Origin of the sequence: Stenotrophomonas nitritireducens (assembly GCF_001700965.1) — a bacterium.
Classification (GTDB): Bacteria; Pseudomonadota; Gammaproteobacteria; order Xanthomonadales; family Xanthomonadaceae; genus Stenotrophomonas; species Stenotrophomonas nitritireducens_A.
On record NZ_CP016756.1, the window covers coordinates 1901731 to 1921749 of the forward strand.

The 20019-nt window shown below is 58.3% G+C and carries 15 protein-coding genes and 1 pseudogene; 9 read left to right on the top strand and 7 right to left on the bottom strand.

Annotated features, from left to right (window positions below; genetic code table 11):
- Nucleotides 1-518 precede the first annotated feature (518 nt).
- Entirely contained in the window at nt 519-770 is a 252-nt protein-coding gene (locus BCV67_RS08035) for a hypothetical protein (RefSeq protein ID WP_065868077.1), read from the top strand.
- Between the two features lie 351 nt (nt 771-1121).
- Here the strand turns inward: BCV67_RS08035 and BCV67_RS20020 are convergent, their stop codons facing one another.
- Complete coding sequence (locus BCV67_RS20020) at nt 1122-1646, bottom strand: hypothetical protein (protein ID WP_172837733.1); 525 nt, start codon at nt 1644-1646, stop codon at nt 1122-1124.
- A gap of 450 nt (nt 1647-2096) precedes the next feature.
- On the opposite strand from BCV67_RS20020, the gene BCV67_RS08045 reads away from it, so the two are divergent.
- The gene (locus tag BCV67_RS08045) at nt 2097-2528 is read left to right on the top strand and encodes a BLUF domain-containing protein (protein WP_062167430.1); all 432 of its coding nucleotides are present in this window, start codon (nt 2097-2099) and stop codon (nt 2526-2528) included.
- Between the two features lie 772 nt (nt 2529-3300).
- On the opposite strand, the pseudogene BCV67_RS08055 reads toward BCV67_RS08045, so the two are convergent.
- The 3 genes and pseudogenes from BCV67_RS08055 to BCV67_RS08065 form a co-directional block, all read right to left on the bottom strand.
- Nucleotides 3301-3528: pseudogene (locus BCV67_RS08055) on the bottom strand (transposase); the annotation flags it as partial.
- Nucleotides 3529-3557: 29 nt separating this feature from the next.
- Nucleotides 3558-3932, bottom strand: a complete 375-nt coding sequence (locus tag BCV67_RS08060) for a hypothetical protein (protein ID WP_062167436.1) — start codon at nt 3930-3932, stop codon at nt 3558-3560.
- 132 nt (nt 3933-4064) lie between these two features.
- The gene (locus BCV67_RS08065) at nt 4065-4973 is read right to left on the bottom strand and encodes an alpha/beta hydrolase family protein (RefSeq protein ID WP_062167438.1); all 909 of its coding nucleotides are present in this window, start codon (nt 4971-4973) and stop codon (nt 4065-4067) included.
- A gap of 76 nt (nt 4974-5049) precedes the next feature.
- On the opposite strand from BCV67_RS08065, the gene BCV67_RS08070 reads away from it, so the two are divergent.
- Nucleotides 5050-5634, top strand: coding sequence for a TetR/AcrR family transcriptional regulator (locus BCV67_RS08070; RefSeq protein WP_062167440.1), 585 nt, complete (start codon nt 5050-5052; stop codon nt 5632-5634).
- A gap of 645 nt (nt 5635-6279) precedes the next feature.
- Here the strand turns inward: BCV67_RS08070 and BCV67_RS08080 are convergent.
- Complete coding sequence (locus BCV67_RS08080) at nt 6280-11937, bottom strand: DUF3320 domain-containing protein (protein WP_062171530.1); 5658 nt, start codon at nt 11935-11937, stop codon at nt 6280-6282.
- 85 nt (nt 11938-12022) lie between these two features.
- Between BCV67_RS08080 and BCV67_RS08085 the strand changes: the two genes are divergently transcribed.
- The 6 genes from BCV67_RS08085 to BCV67_RS19525 all read left to right on the top strand — a co-directional run bounded on the left by BCV67_RS08085 (nt 12023) and on the right by BCV67_RS19525 (nt 17591).
- A complete protein-coding gene (locus BCV67_RS08085; RefSeq protein WP_062167444.1) occupies nt 12023-12793 on the top strand; it encodes an abortive infection family protein in 771 nt (256 codons plus the stop codon).
- A 382-nt stretch (nt 12794-13175) separates the two neighbouring features.
- Nucleotides 13176-13475: a hypothetical protein gene (locus tag BCV67_RS08090; RefSeq protein WP_062167446.1), complete on the top strand. Its 300-nt coding sequence runs from the start codon at nt 13176-13178 to the stop codon at nt 13473-13475.
- Nucleotides 13462-14955: a His-Xaa-Ser system radical SAM maturase HxsB gene (gene hxsB / locus BCV67_RS08095; protein WP_062167448.1), complete on the top strand. Its 1494-nt coding sequence runs from the start codon at nt 13462-13464 to the stop codon at nt 14953-14955. Before BCV67_RS08090 ends, hxsB begins: the two co-directional genes overlap by 14 nt.
- Nucleotides 14942-16129 (top strand): His-Xaa-Ser system radical SAM maturase HxsC, encoded by a 1188-nt coding sequence (hxsC, locus tag BCV67_RS19515; protein WP_062167450.1) that lies wholly within the window; start codon nt 14942-14944, stop codon nt 16127-16129. The genes hxsB and hxsC overlap by 14 nt, the downstream gene beginning before the upstream one ends.
- 77 nt (nt 16130-16206) lie before the next feature.
- Nucleotides 16207-16740 carry a His-Xaa-Ser repeat protein HxsA gene (gene hxsA / locus BCV67_RS20680; protein WP_231732491.1) on the top strand — a complete coding sequence of 178 codons (534 nt, stop codon included), beginning with the start codon at nt 16207-16209 and terminating at the stop codon, nt 16738-16740.
- Between the two features lie 119 nt (nt 16741-16859).
- Nucleotides 16860-17591, top strand: a complete 732-nt coding sequence (locus BCV67_RS19525; protein ID WP_082746535.1) for an NYN domain-containing protein — start codon at nt 16860-16862, stop codon at nt 17589-17591.
- 328 nt (nt 17592-17919) lie between these two features.
- On the opposite strand, the gene BCV67_RS08100 is transcribed toward BCV67_RS19525, so the two are convergent.
- Together BCV67_RS08100 and BCV67_RS08105 are read right to left on the bottom strand one after the other, a co-directional pair.
- On the bottom strand, nt 17920-18735 hold the full coding sequence (locus BCV67_RS08100; RefSeq protein ID WP_062167452.1) for a YggS family pyridoxal phosphate-dependent enzyme: 816 nt from the start codon (nt 18733-18735) through the stop codon (nt 17920-17922).
- Complete coding sequence (locus BCV67_RS08105; RefSeq protein ID WP_062167454.1) at nt 18735-19970, bottom strand: benzoate/H(+) symporter BenE family transporter; 1236 nt, start codon at nt 19968-19970, stop codon at nt 18735-18737. The genes BCV67_RS08100 and BCV67_RS08105 overlap by 1 nt, the downstream gene beginning before the upstream one ends.
- Nucleotides 19971-20019 lie beyond the last annotated feature (49 nt).

Below are 20019 nucleotides of genomic sequence, written 5' to 3' on the forward strand. Positions count from 1 at the left end.
AAAAATTAGAACAACCATAATGCCCCCGTGCATGCCCCCAATCGATCTCGTGACAAGGGTTGCAATCCGCAACGCATAATTGTCGCTGAACTGATCATAAGCAACGGGCATCCTTGGATCCAGCTAGCCGGCCAATACGCTGCACAGCGCCGATTTGCGCGCCTCAGGCAGCCTGCTTAGCCGACATTGATCACAATGTGTAAGAACGTCGTAAGGCGAAGACTTCACTTTTCCCACGAGCCTGTTAAACCTCAGCTAGGTAGTCGAGCTGATCGCCTCCTGGTTGGTCCGCTTGGGCACTCCCTTCCACGCCTTTCGGGGGATGATGCGAGGCCTCCAAGCCCTCGATCCTCGCCGACGTCCAACGCTTCACTGCGGGGGGGCGGAAGCGCCGAAATGTACACTCAACGAACTAGCTCCAGTTCGCGCTGACTCGATCTTCACAGAGATGAAGGAATCATCTGCGCTCCTCTAGCGGGACCGGAGGATGTCTTGAAAAAGTCAAAGGGAGATTTTCCATGGGGTCAGTCGCAATGTACCTGGAAGGGCCAGGTCAGCAACGCCGCTCGGTGAGCATTCTGTCACGCCAAAACAAGCGATTGTTTACCGGCAGTGTCGACAGCATTCGCATCAAGAATCGCTCGATCTCAGAGATCGAAGTGAAGACGTTGGTAGACGAGAATGGAAACATTGCCGTTCAGTCTGACTACGACGGATTCCGCTTCAAATACCCGGACTCTGAGATCCACTGGAGCCTGGTAATCGGCTGAACAAAAGCCCGGCTCCGGCCGGGCTTTTTCGTGATGAGAACAGCAAGTCAGGACACATCAACTTCACCCTGCATAGTGGAGCATAAGCACTCATAAGCCAGCTTTTGGAAGCTGTATGAAGACCGCGCCGCCGCATTCGCGCCGACCCTCGCTATGGTTATCTGCCTTTTGCATCGGGCTTGGTGTGACGCTGGCATCCGTCATACAAGCTGCCCTGTAAGCCCGCGTCAGCCCACTCGAAGCCGTCCGCCAAAGCCCTCTCCTTGCGCTCGCTCGAACACCTGAACAACCCGTCGCTGCAGCAATAAGAGTTGGACGCTACGCTTGTTTCCAATGGAATCGTTATCCGATCTACGCGCGCTCACTCGCGACCTCCCCCATGCCCCTGGCACCTACACTTTCCATGGCCACGGCGGAGTACCCCTCTATATAGGCAAGAGCATCCATATCCGCACTCGGGTCCTCGACCACCTGAGATCCGCGAATGATGCGCGACTGAATAGTCCGACTCTCAATTTCTCGTTCATTCGCACCGCTGGCGACATCGGTGCCAAGTTGCTTGAAGCGCAGCAAATCAAACACCACCAGCCGCTGTTCAACCATCGCATGAGGCGCAACCGGAAGCTGTGCACACTGACTTTCGGGCATGGTGAGCTCACCATCGCTAACGTCCATGAAGCAGGTGGTGCACCCAGCTATGGCCTGTTCGCCAACAGGCATGCCGCTATCGCGGGCTTGCGAGCTATCGCCGACACTCACCTGCTTTGCTACAGCCGGCTTGGAATCGAGAAGCTGCGGGTTGGACGCTCCTGCTTTCGCCACTCGATTCATCGATGCCTTGGGGTTTGTTGTGGAAAAGAGACTGATGACACTCATCGACATCGACTTCTATCAGCCCTTGTGAAACGCCAAGAACAAGCATGGCCCTAACCAGGTGCAGTAGGGATCATTGAACGCTCCAGCGACTTGGAGCAGATTCACGTGGTCCGCAATTGGTCCTATCTGGGAAGCGCGCCCGACAAGGCCGCTGCGAAGAAACTGTCAAAACCAGCCCCAGGCTTTGATCACGATGGCTACAAAATATTGGTAAGGCCACTCCTATCCAAGACCGTGAACCTCATTGAGCTCCCTTAGCCATTGGGTTGCTGTGCCTTTGGCCAGGCATGGACATGGCATTTCGCTCCCGAACGAGCAAGAGCAGCAAAGCCTTCAGCAAAAAAAGCCAGGGCATTCGATGGCGACAGACCGGCACAAAAAACTCCCACAAGAACGGTGGGGATGTGCCAATCTGGACGACAGAAATGCTGTCATCATCAGGATAAACGAATGCAATATCACGCGATTGCTTATGCGAGCACCGCAGTCGCAGGCCTGACAACAGAAGATGTTGATCGACTGTTGATCGACGCTCGCGCTAGGAACCAGATCCAAGGTGTGACCGGAGTTTTACTTTACGATGGAAGCCGATTCTTTCAGTATCTGGAAGGGCCTGACTACGGTGTGAGCAAGATCTACTCACGCATACAGGAATCCTCAAAGCATGCCCGGATCGAGGAACTCTTCAACGGTCCTGTTGAAGCAACCTATTTCCGTCAGTGGTACATGGCCTGCAGCGAAACCGACGGCAGCATCCTGCAAAAATTCTGCACGAAAGAGTGGCGTCGCGAGGCTCCGTATCTCGGTGAAGACCACAATGGGGAGCCACCAGAAGTGCTTCAAGATTTGATCCAGTTCTGGAACGAGATTTGCTCAGACTGATCTTCCACGAAGCTGGGGGCGAGCTTCAAGCTAAGAATCCACCAACGCCTCGACTTCGCCTTCGAGGGGGCGAGGCATTGGCAAACAGCCATCTGCAACCAATTTGTCCAGCCTCTACTGGAAATAGCCATGCCCAAAATTGAAATTTTCCTTCAGGGCCCGGGCGGGGAACTGCGCAAGGTAAAGTCCGCGAAACCCAGCATTTCCGAAAAAATAGAGCGATCTTCCCAGCACGCCCCAATCTCGCAAAGTATGCTGGGAATAAGTCGCGTGATCGACACGGAAGGACGCGTTGCCATCCAGGTCGACCAAGAGGGGTTTCTTTACCGATATGACGAACGGGGCCCAACCTGGGCGCTAGTTGTTCAGTAGTGATGGCCTGCTCACAAGGTCAGTACACCTGTGGTACTGCTTGCACGTATTCGATGCATTGCGCACGGGATGTATCGGCAGAGGCTGGCCGCACGACTCGCGTACCCCGTTATGCATTCGATAGACTAGGGCAAGAAGCCGGTATGGATTGAAGTCCAGAGATGTGTCAGACAGCGCACCGGTAAGATGCGGCCGCAGCACTGGCTAACCTAACGCCTTGAACAACTGTCGCCCACCCGTAAATCCGAGCCAGACATCCTGGGAAGCCTCCAGGAAGAAGTTCCAGGTCAAAGTTAACGTCCGCTGTCGGCCGAGGCTGTGTGAAAACTCTTTGCCGATGACCTTTCGGGGAGAGCGCATCCGGTTCAAGCGGTTTCGTCAAAGCAATGAACCAAGTCTCTCAGGCCGTGATCGCTCTCAGCATGCCTTGCATTCCGACAATCTTGATCATGCGCTTCATGTTGTAAGCCAGAACCGCCAGGCTGATCTCTGTTCTGACCTTCGGAAGCGTCTTCGTCAGCAGTGGCGTCGTGCCCAGCCACGCCTTGAGCGTGCCGAACACGTGCTCTACGGTTTGCTTTCGCACGATAGCGACTTGTGGCCTTGCATTGAGGCGGATCTGCATCGAGCGTGTGCAGATTCTTGTGCGAACGGAACTCAGGTTATGTATCGCCCGATGGTCTCTAGGCGGTGTATGCCCGCTTTGGGTCGCATGACGCCCTGCGGCCAGAAGCGGTCGTTCGCGTCGAAGCAGTTCACATCCGATCCATGACGCGCGTGATGTCGTGCGAATGCCGTACGCGCCAAGATGCACAACAACGCCACCGCTAAAAATGATTCCAGCAGGATGAAGGCATGGATCCTTCCGCTGATGGCGTGCAACGGTGCGTAGAGGTAGTGCCCTAGCGATAGCAGGTTGCAACCGGCATAACCCATCAGGAGCAAGGGCCCGGCTACCGGATGACCACGTTTGATCGCCAACCATCCTGCAAATGCCAGTGGCGTCATGACGAACCAGAACGCGTCGATCATGGCTCGATTGATCCACGGCGGCTCCGGGTATTCATGGGAAGAACAGCAGGTTGTCGACGTAGTGAAGGATGCTGCTTATCGCTGTTGCGAGCAGCATCAAACCCAGGCGTATCAAGTGCGCGGCCGGGAAGCTCATGCGGTCTGCCGGCTTGGCAGTGAATCAAACCTGGAGAGCTTCTCTACGGCACGCCCCTTGGGCAATGATCCAAACCAGTCCAGCATCTCGTCCCACAGTGGTTCAGCACTCTGGCGGAAATAGCCCATGTGTCCGATGGCCCGTCCCAGGCTGCGCGGGTCGATGTCACGTTTCGTCAGCGGAGCGTTGCTGTAGGCTTTCACGAACGCATCGCGCGATGCGGGCGCTGCCCACAGGTCATCGAGTGCGTTGGCCGCGATGATTGGCGTCGTGACCGTGGCGTAGGATGCCTCAATCCCGCTCATCGCCGGATCATCGAAAAAATAGTGGGGAAAACGACACCAGTGGCGCCACTGTCGGAATGCGTCCTCCGGAATGTCCTCGCCCATGCCGAGAGTCTTCCACGGCGAATAGCCCTTCCAGCGGGTCACCGGACCCAGCACGGCCCACAGCGCTCGCACCTTGATCCGCTCGCCGAGCGGCATCCAGCCATGCCAACCCGCACCGGTACCGGAGACATGGAATCCGGCGACCTTGGCATGGTTGGGAAGCAGGCCGAACGCGTGCCCGGCGTACGAGTGCCCCGCGATGAACAGCGGCACGCCATCCTCCGGCATGGCATCCACCGCTGCGGCAAGGTCTTGCCTGGCCCAGTCGAGCAGATCCATGCGAAATCCCTTCAACGAAGGAGGCCGCGACTGGCCGATGCCGCGGTAGTCGAAGGTCAGGATCTCATGGCCGCGCCGGCGGGCATGCTCGGCGAAACGCTTGTAGAAACCCTGCGGGACCGCGGTGGCACTGGCCACGATGATGCGACCACGCAACGGCCCCATCGCCGGGTAGCGGGTGGCGCCCAGCCGATAACCATCCGCCGCTGTCAGCGTGGTGGAACGCACCTCGTTCATGGCTCGATTCCGCCCTATGACACTTGTTATAGTCGAGGAGCGTAGACTATGACGACCGTCATAACAAGGTGCGCCGATGACCAAGCCCGCCCTGGATTCGCGACAGCGCATGGTGGTCGCCGCTGCCGACATGCTCGCTCGCCATGGCCTCAATGCCACCAGCATCCGCGAGTTGGCGAAGCGCGCCGATGCACCCTTGGGGTCGACCTATCATCATTTTCCCCGGGGCAAGGACCAGGTCATCGTCGAAGCAATCGCGCTTGCCGGTGCGCGCGTCGATGCCGGACTCGACCTTTACCTGCAAGCAGGCAATCCAGCAGGACTTGGTCAGTTCATTGCCAGCTGGCGAGACATTCTGGTGCGATCCAAGTTCCGGATCGGATGCCCGGTGATGGCCGCTGCCATCGACGAGCCGCTGGTTCCAGAGGGGGATGCACCACGCGAAGCGGCCGCCAAGGTTTTCGCTGGCTGGCGCCGACGCCTGGAGAAATCGTTCGCATCCGGCGGCATTGGCAAGGATGAGGCTGCGGACTTGGCGACACTCGTGATCGCGAGCCTGGAAGGCGCGGTGGTCCTTTGCCGCGCCGAGCAGAGCATCGAGCCCTTCGATCGGATCGCCAGACAAATTGAATCCCTAGCCAAAAGCCAATTACGCAAGTAAGCGAATAGCTCGCATCCACGCCAACCACCAAGGCGCTGTCGCATGACTGGCGGCTTTGGGTCGCTTAACGCCCAGTGGCCAGGTTCGGAAATGCTCACGAATGATGCCCGGCTCCAAACCGAGGCGATTCAAAATCCCGTGCACACAAAAATCCGGACACGCTCGCCATACCGGCCGTTGCATCCGCCCACCGGCCCGGCTGCCATGATCCTCCCTAGTGTGATCTTGGGTCCGCTCGGGCTGCTCGCGCTGGGCGGCGGCCAGGAAGCCATGAGGTCCAGCGTGTTGCTGGGCTCGCTCTACTGCGCCGAAGGCCCACTCATTTTCGCGTTCCTGGCGTTGTGCTTGGTGCTCACATCCGCGCTCAGCGGGTATGCAACTGCCATGGCACGGGCATCCCCTGCGCATGGATCCCGACGTGGTGCCTTGGGCTGATCTCGTGGCAAAAGGGTGGGCGAACGCATGCGGGGAAGCTATTAGCCATGCGAACCTTGCAATTCGTGGACGACTTCTATCTCAGATCATTGACGAGCAACTCGAAGCCGATTCGTCCAGGATTTCCCATCGCTGGGCTCCGCATTCACTGGTGGGGGACTAAGACCAGCATTGCCCACTTCCCCCGTCTTTACAGCAGCTCGAGCACGATCACTGTTGAACAGCTCGCTCCACCAACAATCCATTCCGGAGGTCCAAGACACCACGCGCCAAAAGTGTTTCGGCCCTAGCCACCAGAGCCGCTCGCAGCTGCGCGCTCGTCGTTCGGAAGCCCAGCCGACGCGACACGTGGAGTGCTACTTCGTCCAATGATGCCCCTAGGTTCTCGCGCACCAGTTCCAAGATCGCGACATCCATCTCCATAGGTGGAAGCAACTCGGGTCGACGCAGGCTCAGGGAATGAACGCTGCTTCTGTCCCTCACTCGAATAGCGCGACCAGGCCACAGGAGGAACTCCCCATCCTGCAACACCAGACCGTCTTCAACCGCCCGCCGAACGCCCTCATCCACCGCACTCTGGATGCGCCCTCCGGCCCGTTGCAACCCCCATAGAGAACGAATGCGAACAACGGCCTCTGACCGATGGATTGGGCCCTCGACGTGAACCAAGTCGCGCACAAAACCTGCCATCCGCATTGCTGGAACTGCATGCAACTCCTGTTGCTGGCTGGGCACCGCGAAGTTGGCTTCCACATAAGGCTCGGTGCGAGGTAACTCGTCAGAGCTAACCAGACCCACTTCGACGAAGTCGTCGTGTTCCACGCTCTCGATGTTGACTGGAACGGCGCGCGGCCGAGATACCGTCTCTGCCTCAAAGGGGTCCGGCTCCAGTTTTGAACGCTCGATGACGCGCACCAAGGCATCAAGTTCCGCGGCAGGCCTGAGGAACCATTCCGCACTCCATACCCTTTGGACTTGCCAGCCTTTATCGCGCAGCGCCTGGTCACGTAAACGGTCCCGATCACGCGCACCGTTGGACCTGCGGTAGGAGTCTCCGTCGCATTCGATACCAATGATGTAGCGCCCTGGCCTCTCCGGATCGGCGATAGCAATGTCGACGAAGAAGCCGGCCACCCCCACGTTCATGTGAAGGTCGTAGCCACGACCGATGAGCGCTTTTGCAACCTCCTGCTCAAACGTCTTTTTGCGCTGCTCTACAGCTTCGTCGGCAATATGGAGGCGCCCTGTGCGGGCATAGTGCAAGAACAGTTTGAGTGCAGCAGTGCCCTTGCCCTTGCCTCGACTGAGATCGATGTCTTCGTCAGTGATGGACGAAAAGACCTCACATCGTTGTTTGGCGCGACTGATGAGCACGTTGAGACGTCGTTCGCCGCCTTCGCTACTGACCGGACCGAAGTTCATACTCACCCCGCCGCGCGAATCTCGGCCATAGCCGATAGAAATGAAGATGACATCGCGTTCATCGCCCTGGATGTTCTCCAAGCTTTTGACGAAGAACGGCTCATGGGCGTGTGCCGTGAAGAAACCTTCGGTCTCAGGGTGTTGGCGACGCAGCAGTTCCACTTCGTCAAAGATTGCCCGTCGTTGCTGTGTCGAGAAAGCGGCAGCCCCCAAGGTAAGATGCGGTGTCGTTTGCGCGTGAGCAATGACCGCCATGGCAACCGCCTTCGCCTCACGCGCGTTGGTGCTAGTGCCACCACGATCATAAACGGCGTCGGGCAGGTGATGGAACCGCAGACCCACGCCCGCCTCACTCGTGTAGGGGCTTGGCACGATCAGTAGCTTGTTCTCGTAGAACTGACTATTGGACACCGCAATTAGAGACTGGTGGCGGCTTCGGTAGTGCCACTGGAGCATTCTGTCCGGCAGCCCCCGCGCCAGACACAGTCCCAAGATACTCTCAACGTCCGCCGGCGCTGCGGACTCATCCACGGGTGTGGACGAATCGCCCAGAGCTCTTGAGAAGAACCGCGTGGGCGGCAATTGACGCTCGTCCCCTACGATGACCAGTTGCTTGGCGCGGGCAATGGCACCCAAGGCGTCGATTGGCTGGACCTGACTTGCCTCGTCGATGACCAAAAGATCAAATTCCACCGCACCTGGCGGTAGAAATTGCGCCACCGACAGCGGGCTCATCATGAAAACCGGCTTGAGTGCCTGGATGGCAGGCGCCGCCGACACCATCAGTTGGCGAATAGGGAGGTGGCTTCTCTTCTTCGCCATCTCGCCGAGAATCACCGCCACAGGGCCCGCTGCCCCATTCTTCGACGGGATTCGCTCGCGATGCGAGCGCGAAACCTGCCGCCGAGCCAGGTCAATGCGGCTTCGGTCTAGCTCGCAGAACGACTCGACAAGCTCGGTCTGCTTTTTCCCGTCGAACGTCGCCAGCTCGGGGGCCCGCGCAACCATTGCTGACAGAACCGCCTCATAATAGGCTAGATCGAACGTGCCCCGGGCCTCATCAGGAGTTAAGACACCGGTCGCCAGCGCATCGACGAAGTTCTTCAGTCCACGTCGTTTGGCCACATTTGCTTGAGCTATGTAAGCAACCCATTGCGGAAGCCCTTCCGGATCTGCTTCCCACGCTTTGAGCTGGCCTATCGTGGCATTCACGGAGACGTCAGCGGTATTCGATGCGACCTCGTCGTTACCCGCAAATCGTAAAGCAGTGAATAGCTCAGAAAGCTCTATGCCCAGTCTTTCAGCTTCCTCAAGCTGATTTGTCGCCTGCTCAAGCGTCTGCTGGGCGTCGACGGTGCGCGAGGCCAGCATCCTCAACTCAGCATTGGTGGTCATCCAGAGACAAGCATCTTGAAGCGCAGCAGCATCCGATGCGAGGCCTAGCCACAGGTCACCGAACGCGGCTTCGCCTTGCCGGTCGAATTGAGCAAGTGCGGCAAGTGCAGCCTGAGTGCTGGTCAGAGCGTCGATGCGTTCGAGGGCCAGTGACACGGTCATCGTCTGAGCGTTGTTCAGCGAATCGCAAACCGAGATTGCCTGTCCGAACGGGGCCGTGTCGCCCAACAATCGAAGCAGCGGAACCCTTGGAAGCGAGGACTCTACCGCGCTCCACAGCATCTGCCCGCTAGTGAGCAATGATTCATGTATGGGAGACAAAAGGGCTTGGACTTCGGCCAGTCCTGGGCCAAGGCGAGCCGCCAACTCAGCCGCTAAGCCTTTATCACCAATGGTGGCGACTTGCTCGCGCGCGCCCAGCCCAAACGGGCGCATGCTACGCATCCAGGCTACAACGCCTCTTAAGAAAGCGGTATCAGAGCGATCACGCTCCCAGTTAGCGCCGAACGCTTCCTCACCCTGAGCATTGCCCTCCTCGACCCGGCGGAGCGCCGCCTGGGCGTCAAGGAGTTTGTCCAGTGCTGGCAGCAAAGAATCAGCTGGAAGCTTTGGATTTCGCAGCTGCGCGCGGACCAGCCGATTTGCGGCACGCCACTCGCCGCTTAAAAAGCGCATGAGGCTCCCGGTACGGCTAGCGATTTGCAGCCGAGCGCCCTCAAGGTTGGCAGACCACGCAGAGTCGCGGAAAACCTCACTTAGTTCACGGCGGGCCGCCTGGACCTGTTGCACCCAGTCGACCAAGTTCTGGACCGAATCAACGCCTCGCTCCCAAATACGAGCAACTAAAGCATCGCGATCAATCTGCGGCGCTGAGCTTGCACGCTCCGCAAGCGCGCAGACATGAGCCATTACCTCGAATGTTAGCGGCCGCTGCTCCCCTACCAACTGTGCTAGACGGGCTAGGTCAGACCCCATGCCTGACAGCTTCTGGTGCGCATCGCGCATCACAGACAGTTCCCTGCCGAGGAGGAAGTCACCAGGAACACTCGACAACTCTTGCCTCGTTTGCTCCCATACATGTTCAATTGCCGATTCGGCCGCGAATTCGTTACAAGTTCGGCGCAGCTCCTGCGCACGCCGAACGTCTTCGATCAGGCTATCGAGGCCCGCAGGAGTCTCCCAAGACGCGTCGGCGAGTGCATCGGGTCCGATAGCCGGCGCAGTCAGCAGAACCTTGGTTCGGCCAATTGCGGCTTGTGGCGCATCTAGGCTGTCCGAGAATGTAAGGTCGAGAGCGCTGGCCAGTTCGACAGTGCGTTGCCTCCATTCCTTCAGAGTAGTGGCGAGTTCAGCGATCTCCCCAATCAACCGGTCCCGATCGTTCGGCAGCAGCGCATCATTCCCGACACCGGCCCAGGCGTGCTGGTCGGGGATGCCCATTGTAAGGACTCGGTCGCACAGGTCCTGAAGCAGCTTCTGGTTTTCCTCTACCCTCTCCCACGTCCACTCGAGAGGCGAATCAAGCCGAATGCGAGCCGTAACATGCCCCTCCCGACGCAGCCGAACAAGGTTGCCGAACACTTCGTAGGGCGTCAGTCTCGACGGAAGCATTTCTTGGTGCAGGCGCGAGGCATGGGCGTTAAGCAAATCGCGTCGCTCAATGAGCTGACGAACGATCGGGCCGCTGTCCTCATCGGCCAGCGGGCTCAAGTTCCATGTGAGCCGAAGTTCTTCCAGTAGGGCTCGCTTGTTCGCCTTGTTGCTGTGAAGCTCAAGACAGGCGGCGCCGAGTCGAACTTGGTCCAAGCGCCTCTTCACAACTTCTAGGGCCGCCAATTTCTCCGCCACGAACAACACGCGCTTATTATCGGCAATTGCCCCCGCGATAACATTCGCGATGGTTTGGGACTTACCGGTCCCCGGCGGCCCTTGAACGACGATGCTCCGCCCCTTGAGCACGTCATGGACAACGAGGGACTGGGAGCTGTCGCTGTCCACGACATGGCGCATCTCTTCCGGGCTTACAGTGGCGTCAATGTCCTCTTCGCTTGTCGAAATAGCCGCGCCGGGGAATCCATCCGAAACTACGCCCCGAAGTGCACGGAGCGCTCCTAAGCCACCAAACTGCTCCCAGCTCACAGGGTCTAGATCCCGATACATCATGAACTTCGCAAACGAGAATAGGCCCAATACCGCATCGTCCGGCATGACTGCCCAATCAGGCTTGCCCTCAATCAGTGACGCAACCTTGGACAGGTAGTCATCGATGTCGAGGCTTTCGAACTCATCGATTTCGGGAAGCTTCATCTCAAACTGACGTTGCAGGAAGAGCTGGAGCGACAGGTTGGCGACGATCTCATCGCCCTGCCATCTGAGGTGAAATTTCTCGCCTGCGTTGCTGCGCTCCAAGGCGACGGGCACCAGCACGAGTGGCGCATATCGATCGATCTTAGGGGTTGTCGGTGCACGCCATTTTAGATAGCCAATACCGAGGTAGAGCACGTTGATGCCCTGCTCTTCTTGAAGCGTGCGGGCATCAACATAGAGATCTAAGAGTCGCTTCTGCAAGCCGGTCGGTGTCAAGCGCGTCATCAACTGGGCGTCCCAGTGGCTAACGCGACGACCCTGCTCGTCCAGCTCTAGGTTCGGCTGCGCCAGAAGTTCGAAGTCGTCCAGCTCATCCTCGACAAGCGTGAGGTCCGCTTCCGCATCAACACCCTCCACCTGGACGGCACCGACTGAGTCGGCCTGATCGCCCTCCTCGCCTACTGCATCGTCTGCGACTGTCTTTGGGTCAGCCCTACCTGCAGCGAAAGTGAAGCGCTTTCCGTCGATGACGAGCGTCTGATACATCGCCTGCGCGAGCTCATTGATCACTTCGACCGTCTTGGCGTGGCCGGACCTGGGAACGCTAAGCAACCGGTTGCGAGTCGATAGATCCAGCAGCTCGAGGCGGGCCCGATTGACCTTGTCAATCAGCGAGCCTCGCTCCCGGAGCACAGATCCGCTCTCCGGGGTGTCGACCGTCCCGTCCTCAAACGACTTATCCATGTCCCCCCCTATGGCCCGGAACTGGGCGCCAAGGCTATAGTGCCTCCAACTGGGCCGGCCTTCCAGCCGGCGAGCAAGGGTATCCATGGAAGGCCTACGCCCGACTGAAATACATTGGATCATCAGCCACTACATTGGCGTGTCGGGCGGTTACCTGGGCGATTTCACCTATCCATCCCACCGTGAGTTCTATGCCGCCTACTGCGACCTAACGGTCGATCCCGAAGCCTACCCGGGCACCACGCGGCAACGCTTCTTGGCGGTGCTCTCTTCCGCCAATTCGCAGACTCAGGCAGCGATAGTGCGAGGCGTTGCCCGACGATTTCCGGTGGGGTCAGAGGTCCAGCGGACGCAAGATGCACATTCGAAGCTGCTTACCATGGCAAAGCGATGCAGCCAAGTAGCCGCCGTAGAGCCGACGTCACCCAGGTTAGCCAGCGAGCTGGTGCGCCAAGCCTTGGCCGATGCTGCATCGCTGCTAGAGGTGCAGGGTCCAGTGAGTGCCTTGGATCGCGTTCACACGGCTCTCCATGGTTATTTGAAAACGGTATGTCGATCGGCAGGACTGGATCTGGCGTCGCTGCCAGCAGATCCTGGAGTCACTCAAGTTTTCAAACTGATGCGTGAACGCCATCCTGCGCTGCGCGATATGGGCGTCCAAGACGACGCAATGCGCAAGATTGTCTTTTCCATTGGCAACATTCTAGATTCACTTAATCCGCTCCGTAACAGAGGGAGCCTAGCTCACGCCAACGATCAGCTTGTCGAACGCGATGAGGCGCTGCTTGCCATCAATCTAACCCGCAGCATCATTCAATACCTAGATAGCAAGATAGTGGCAAATCGCAATACGTAGGACTACAGCCGACAGTCTACGGTCAGCGAGCGTATGTAGATTTCTGTGTAAACGGAACTCGGGTTATGTATCGCCCGGTTGTCTTTAGACGGTGTATGTCCGCTTTGGGTCGCATGACGTCCTTTAGCAAGGATCCTTTGTTGATCTCTACAGAACGTCTTGGGCGATTCCTCGCAACGCTTGGAATTGGACCCTGAATCCGTCGTTCAGACGCCGGCAAACCGTCGCCGCGCTCACAGAAGCCCGCAATTAACACTCGAAACCCCTTGATAGCCGCGGAAAAAGCCTCGACGAGCACATGATGATTCTTACGAGCTGAACTATCTTCCTTGCAAAAAGCACGGCTCAAGCGCAAAGTTCGCCTATCCAAGGGGGATGAGCAATGGAAAGCTCTCAGTATGTTGTTGACCGTCGGTTGTATAGCGACGACGTGGTCGCTAGAGCGGCCCATCGCTACACCGGCAAACACAAGGTGGAACTACGCATCGAGGGCGACACGATTGTGGCCTCCTTCGAATCTCCCAGTCTCCCCGAAGACATCGACGCCTCCTTTGCGCGCGATCTCTTGGACGAGCGCCTCCGGGCACAAGTACGTGCTGAGACAGCAGGACTCCAGGAGGAACTGCTCAAGGCCGCATTGGCGCAGGCCCAACCGCCGGTGACACCTGATGTCCAAGTTTAGGTCACCGCAGGCCTTCGCGCTCTCCGATTCATACAAACTGCTGCCCTTCCGATTCCGGCGCCTGCCATGGGACCACAATCGAGCTTTTGTTTCGTCCATGGGCGGAGACTGGCTCCTTATGGGCATGAAGGACCTTCAGAAGTTCGTTGCCCACGAGCTGCCGTCAGACTCTTCTTTATTTGCTGATATACAGGCGCGCCACTTGGCGGTCGCAAGCGCGGATACCAGCAGCATTGCTCCTTTACTTAGCCAAATTCGCACTAGGAAATCCTACATTCTCGGCGGACCAGCCCTGCACATCTTCGTCGTCTCGCTGCGCTGCCATCACACCTGCAGTTATTGCCAGGTATCGCGCCAAGAGACGACAGCTGCAGATTTCGACATGGAAAAGCGACATGCCGAACTTGCAGTAGAGCGCCTTTTTGAATGGCCTAGCCAAGAGCTGACAGTAGAGTTTCAAGGTGGCGAACCGCTGCTCAACTTCGAGCAGGTTATACGTCTTACGGAACTGATCGTAGAACGCAATAGATCTGCTGGGCGCAGCCTACGTTTCGTGCTTGCCTCAACTCTGCACGACCTCACCGAGGGACAACTTGAGTTCCTAGCCGAGCACCGCTTCAAGCTTTCAACGTCGCTCGACGGCCCTGAGTGGCTCCACAACGCCAACCGGCCTCGACCTGGGCGCGACAGCTATCGGCGGACTATCGACGGCATTGACTTAGGTCGCCGTTGGCTTGGCGAAGATGGTGTATCCGCACTCACAACCCTCACCAAACGAAGCCTCGAGGTGCCGGAAGCCATCATCGACGAGTATCGGAAGGTAGGTTTTCACTCCATCTCACTACGCCCCCTCAGCCCTTACGGCTTCGCCACTCGTACAGCGCCGCGAACCGGCTACACAACTAGTGACTATCTAGCCTTCTACAGGCGCGCTTTTCAGCACCTGATCTCGATCAATCGCTCGGGCTACGCCATGGATGAGTCTTACGCATCCCTGTTGCTCTCACAGCTCTTCACTTCTTTCGGGCACGGCTATGTCGATCTTCGCTCGCCTTCCGGTGCAGGGCTTGGCGCAGTGATCTACGATTACGATGGACGTGTCTACCCATCCGACGAAGCCCGGATGCTTGCCGCGATGGGCGATGACGGCTTTGCACTGGGGGACGTGTCCCAGACCGTTCCGGAGTGGCTAGTCTCACCTGCAATGGAGCGCATATTGAGTGCTGGAGTAGCGGAAGCACTTCCGACCTGCTCCGATTGTGCATTCGTTCCTATGTGCGGCGCGGACCCCATTGAGCACTATGCACGCCAAGGGGACCCAATTGGTCACCGGCCGACGAGCGACTTCTGCAGCAGGAATATGGGGCTCTTCGACTTTCTATTGGAGCAATACGAAACCACTGATCAGTGGACCCGAAGCCTGATGCGCTCCTGGGCAATGCCCAAGATTGTTAGAGAGACACCCGATGTTGCCGCTTGAGACCGGAGCCCAAATCGCGCCTTCAACCAAGGCTTCTTTACTGAAGGTCGTCGACCTGACTGAGTTCGCTCAAACGGCCCTGCCCTTCGACCGTTTAGCCCTGGACCTGCGAGAAGTCGGCTCCGAGACACTCAGCGGAGCCCTACTAGAACTCCCCTGGGGCGCCATACTTCCAGGTAAAGCCTGGGATGGGTCAGAAGCACTGCCAGTGGTTCGTTTGGAAGGTTCGCCAGACCTCTGTAAGTCAGGGGACGCGATCGAACTCAACCCTATACGTAAGAAGGTTGCGATTCGCTATCGCCGCGGTGATACAGGCAACGTCCTATTCGCCACCGAGCGCTGCAATAGCTACTGTCTGATGTGCTCTCAGCCACCTAGGGAGGTCGAAGACGCATGGCGCGTCGGACACCTCCTAGATCTAATCGACCTGATTGACGTCAGCGAGCCCTCTCTAGCGATTAGCGGTGGCGAGCCTACTCTGCTCGGCGACGGACTAGTGGAGATCGTAAAGAAGTGTGCGACATCGCTACCTGAAACGCACATTCATATTCTATCTAATGGACGCATACGGGATGCTGGGCTACATGCCAAGTTTTCTGGCGTACATCCGAACCTAAGCTGGGGAATTCCCCTCTACGGCGATCATTACGCCTTGCACGACTATGTGGTCCAGAGCTCTGGTGCGTTCTCCCAGACGCTGCGCGGCTTGTATGCCATGCAAGCAGCCAACCAACGTATCGAGATCCGTGTTGTTCTGGTGAAGCCAACCGTAGAGCGTCTAGCTGAGCTCGCTCGATACATCTGGCGCAACCTTCCTTTTGTTGAGCATGTAGCCTTGATGGGGATAGAACCCATCGGCTTTGCGAAGGCACATCACCAGGAGCTTTGGGCAGATCCCGCTGACTATTCTGAGGCACTCAGTACTGCGGTGGAGACACTTGCCGGTAGTGGGATCCCTGTGTCCTTGTACAACCTTCCACTATGCTCGCTAGACCGTTCCTTGTGGGCTTACGCGGTTCAGAGCATTTCGACATGGAAGAACGACTATCTTCCTGCCTGTAGCGCTTGCTCCGTGCGAGATCGTTGCGGCGGATTCTTCTCTTGGGTTACGCCGGCTTGGACCAGCCGTGCCATCTCCCCCGTACCGGAGCTACAAGCATGTCCAGTGCCTTAATGATCATTGGCGCAACGATTGGCGCTATTAGCACAGAGCCCTCAAAGGGGCAGTTGGATATTTCACGGCTTTCGGAAATGGATGGCAAGTATGTAACTGTGTTGAGCACCTCGCTCAATGCTGGCAGCCACAATCTGTACGCCGGCCACAGAAGTCATAGCTCGCACCGATCACATAGCTCCCATCGATCACACTCATCCGGCTCAGGCAGCTCATACCGCTCTTACACGCCGCCTGCCACGTATACGCCGCCGAGCACCTATACGCCACCCTCAACCACCAGCAGCAAGGGTAATAGTGGTAATACGTCAAACGTACAGAGCTTGCAGCCATCGACCAGCCGGCCTTCATCGACTGGCAGCAACCTCACGTTGGAGCCAAGCTCAACTACACGCCTCCCATCGCAGAGCCGGGACGCTGACACCCTGAAGCTGCTGATCATGCGCGTGCAAGCTGCGCTCTACTCAAAAGGCTACGACCCGGGTGCCATTGATGGAACTCTTTCTACGGAAACACGCCAAGCGCTGCGCATGTTCCAGCTAGCTCACGGAATTTCTGCAACAGGAACTATGACCACCCCTACGCTCGACGCTTTGGGAGTTCGACTCTGACCAATGAATTAGCGTTTAACCCAGATCAGAATCCAAACACAAGGCAATACGTGAAGCCCCCCACTGGATAGGAAAACTAGGATTTGGCACACCATCAGCAGGAAGCATCTGTCGCCGTAATGATTGATTGCGATAACGTCTCAGCCGAGATCATCGATTTTGCGCTTTTGATGGCAGCTCAGGCCGGGCGAGTGACCTTACGTCGCGGCTACGGAAACAAGTCCACTCTAACCAACAGCTGGGAAGAGGCTCTTGTTAGACAAGCCTTCACTCCTTGCCTTCAATTTCAGTACGCTGCAAAGAAGAACACCTCAGACATTGCTTTAGCGCTAGATGCGCTCGAAGCACACTTCGATCGTAGAGCAGAAACTTTCTGCCTTGTCACCAGTGACTCAGACTTCGCGTACTTGTGCCGCCGACTTCGCGAACGAGGCGCTTCAGTCTTCATTGTTGGTGAATCCAAAACTCCAGATGCGCTGCGTAACGCTTGCGATCAGTTCTTTGAGTGGACCAAGGAGGTCGTAGTCACTGCGGAGCCAGTTGCAGCTAGCTCATGCAAGCCCACAGATGTAGTCGCCGTCGAGCCACATCCGGCAGGTCCTGTAGCACCCATTAAGCGCCGACCACGTTTTGTTGTCGAAGCAGTTTCGCTGCTTGCAGCTAGTACCCCCGACGGGAAAGTCACGCTCAATGCTTTGGGCATATATCTCAAGAGAGCCGACTCTGGCTTCTCACCCAACGCCTACGGGCACTCTGGCCTATTGAACATGTTGAGGACCTACGATCTTCTTACCGTCAATCAGGAGAGCAGTGGCATCTGGACTACAAGCCTGGCGGCTGAGACCGCTTAGCCGATGTTGCCGCCAAATATTGATTTCGGGCTTTCCTTAAGTTCGCTAGTGCTTCATGTGCAGATAGCCGCCCAGTTTCTCCAAGGGACTGTCGCATCTCTGCTCGCAGCCCTTGGCCGGGTTTGTACAGATTTCGGTCTAACTTGAATACTGTTTTCACAAAAGTCTACACACGCTCCCACCAGCAGACTGACCGGGACAAGGCAGTCAACGCAGACACGTTTGCTACCTGCTTCCAAATAGGACACGGCGTAGATGCGCGCGACGAGCAGCGACACCCACGTGCGCAGGTTCTCGAATGCCAGATGGCGGATGACCGCAACCTTCTTCATGCGGTCGCCATTTCAGCACCCGCATCGTCGGGCCAGTAGTAGTGGTCGGGCAGCAAGCGCGCACCGAAGATCGCCTGCCCGACGCGTACCACCGTCGCCCCTTCTTCGATCGCGATCTCGAAGTCACCCGACATGCCCATCGACAGTTCGTCGAGTGCAATGCCAGCAGGCATCTCTTGTCGCAGCCGGTCGCGCAACCCGCGTAGCAGGCCGAAGCAGCGGCGCACGCGCTCAGCCTCACTGGAAAACAGCGCCAGGGTCATAAGGCCGCGCACACGCAACGCCGGGAACGCAGGCAGCGCCCCGAGGAAGGCTGGCACGTCATCCGGCGCAAGGCCGTACTTGCTTGCCTCACCCGAGGTGTTGACCTGCACGTAAACATCCAGCGAGCGGCCCTCGATCTGCAGCCGTCGCTCCAGCGCCTCGGCGACGCGCAGGCTGTCGAGCGCCTGGAACTCGCTGGCGAACCGCGCCACCTGCTTGGCTTTGTTGGTTTGCAGATGGCCGATGACCGACCACTGCAGATCGCTCAGATCCTGCATCGCCTCCCACTTGCGGTGCGCTTCCTGCACCTTGTTCTCGCCCAGCAGCCGGCAACCCGCGGCATACGCCAGCCGCAGGCTGGCCTCGGGTTTGGTCTTGCTGACGGGCAGCAGGCGCACCTTCGCCGGATCGCGTCCGGCGCGGTGGCAAGCGGCCTCAATGCGCGCATGCACCGCTGCCAAATTGCGCCGGAAATCCTCGACGCTGGTCGCTTCGGGATAGCGGCCGTGCCGGTCGTGGCCGGTGGGGGTGAGGTATGTAACCGGCATCAATGGGGCCTCCCATTCAAAGGCATTGCCGTGGCCACCGGCACGGTCTGCGACGATCGACCGTTGAGGATCGCGTACGCCACCAGCCCGATCACCAGACCCCAGAACGCCCCGCCAATGCCCAGCAGCTTTATGTTGGCGGCCGCAGCCAGGAACGTGATCAGAGCGGCTTCGCGGGTCTTGGCGTCGGCCAGCGCGCTGGCCAGGCTCCCCCCGATGGTGCCCAGCAATGCCAGACCAGCGAGCGTAGCGATGAATGTCGCCGGAAACGCCATGAACAGCGTCGCCAGCGTGACGCCGAACACGCCGACCAGAATGTAGAACACACCGGCGGCCACGCCGGCAACCCAGCGTCTGGAAGGCTGTTCGTGTGCCTCGCGGCCGGTGCAGATCGCCGCGGTAATGGCGGCGATGTTGAACGCGTGCGAGCCGAACGGCGCCATCAGCAACGAGCCCAATCCGGTCAGCGCCACGATGGGGCTGGCGCTGGTCTTGAAACCATCATTGCGCAGTACGAGCATGCCCGGCATGTACTGGCCGGTCAGCGTGATCAGGAACAGAGGCAACGCTACGCTAAACAGGGCATTGAAGGAGAACGCCGGCACGGTGAACACCGGTGCGGCCAATGCCAGACGCAGCTCAGCGACATCGACCCGATCCTGGAACAACAGGAACGCTAGCCCCAAAACCAGGACACCCACCACCGCATAACGCGGCGACACACGCTTGAGTACCAGATAGGCGACGATCAACAGGCCCGCCAGCAGTGGATCCAGGCTGACACCGGCAAAGGCACCGATACCGAATTGCAGCAGGATGCCGGCCAGCAGTCCGGCGGTCACACCCGGCGGAATCAGCCGAATCACGCGCTCGAACCAGCCCGACAAGCCTAATAGCACGAAGGCAGCCGCCGAGATCAGATAGGCGCCCACAGCTTCCGCGTATGGGGTCGTGGTCAGCGCGGTGACCAGAAATGCTGCAGCCGGCGTCGACCAAGCGGTGATGATCGGCTCGCGGGTCGTCCAGCTCAAGACGATGCCGGTGACACCGACTCCTATGGAGACCGCCCACACCCACGAGGCCGTCAGTTCCGGGCTTAGGCCCGCGCTCTTGGCGGCCTGGAACACCAGGATAAAGGTGCCGCCATAGTTGACGATGACAGAGATGAGCCCGGCGATAACCGGGTGAGGGAGGTCCTTCCAGTGAAGGGACGCAGATGTGGGGGCATCGGCCATGTGTAACGGGCTTCTCCTGCAGCGGCAGTGGACTTGCGGTGCCCATTTA

Bases quoted from the DNA above. Each gene is read 5' to 3' on its own strand.
- hxsA (WP_231732491.1), top strand. From the start codon at position 16,207: ATGGATGGCAAGTATGTAACTGTGTTGAGCACCTCGCTCAATGCTGGC.
- BCV67_RS08045 (WP_062167430.1), top strand. From the start codon at position 2,097: ATGCAATATCACGCGATTGCTTATGCGAGCACCGCAGTCGCAGGCCTG.
- BCV67_RS19525 (WP_082746535.1), top strand. From the start codon at position 16,860: ATGATTGATTGCGATAACGTCTCAGCCGAGATCATCGATTTTGCGCTT.
- hxsB (WP_062167448.1), top strand. From the start codon at position 13,462: ATGTCCAAGTTTAGGTCACCGCAGGCCTTCGCGCTCTCCGATTCATAC.
- BCV67_RS08080 (WP_062171530.1), bottom strand. From the start codon at position 11,937: ATGGATAAGTCGTTTGAGGACGGGACGGTCGACACCCCGGAGAGCGGA.
- BCV67_RS08100 (WP_062167452.1), bottom strand. From the start codon at position 18,735: ATGCCGGTTACATACCTCACCCCCACCGGCCACGACCGGCACGGCCGC.
- hxsC (WP_062167450.1), top strand. From the start codon at position 14,942: ATGTTGCCGCTTGAGACCGGAGCCCAAATCGCGCCTTCAACCAAGGCT.
- BCV67_RS20020 (WP_172837733.1), bottom strand. From the start codon at position 1,646: ATGAGTGTCATCAGTCTCTTTTCCACAACAAACCCCAAGGCATCGATG.
- BCV67_RS08090 (WP_062167446.1), top strand. From the start codon at position 13,176: ATGGAAAGCTCTCAGTATGTTGTTGACCGTCGGTTGTATAGCGACGAC.
- BCV67_RS08070 (WP_062167440.1), top strand. From the start codon at position 5,050: ATGACCAAGCCCGCCCTGGATTCGCGACAGCGCATGGTGGTCGCCGCT.
- BCV67_RS08105 (WP_062167454.1), bottom strand. From the start codon at position 19,970: ATGGCCGATGCCCCCACATCTGCGTCCCTTCACTGGAAGGACCTCCCT.
- BCV67_RS08035 (WP_065868077.1), top strand. From the start codon at position 519: ATGGGGTCAGTCGCAATGTACCTGGAAGGGCCAGGTCAGCAACGCCGC.
- BCV67_RS08085 (WP_062167444.1), top strand. From the start codon at position 12,023: ATGGAAGGCCTACGCCCGACTGAAATACATTGGATCATCAGCCACTAC.
- BCV67_RS08060 (WP_062167436.1), bottom strand. From the start codon at position 3,932: ATGATCGACGCGTTCTGGTTCGTCATGACGCCACTGGCATTTGCAGGA.
- BCV67_RS08065 (WP_062167438.1), bottom strand. From the start codon at position 4,973: ATGAACGAGGTGCGTTCCACCACGCTGACAGCGGCGGATGGTTATCGG.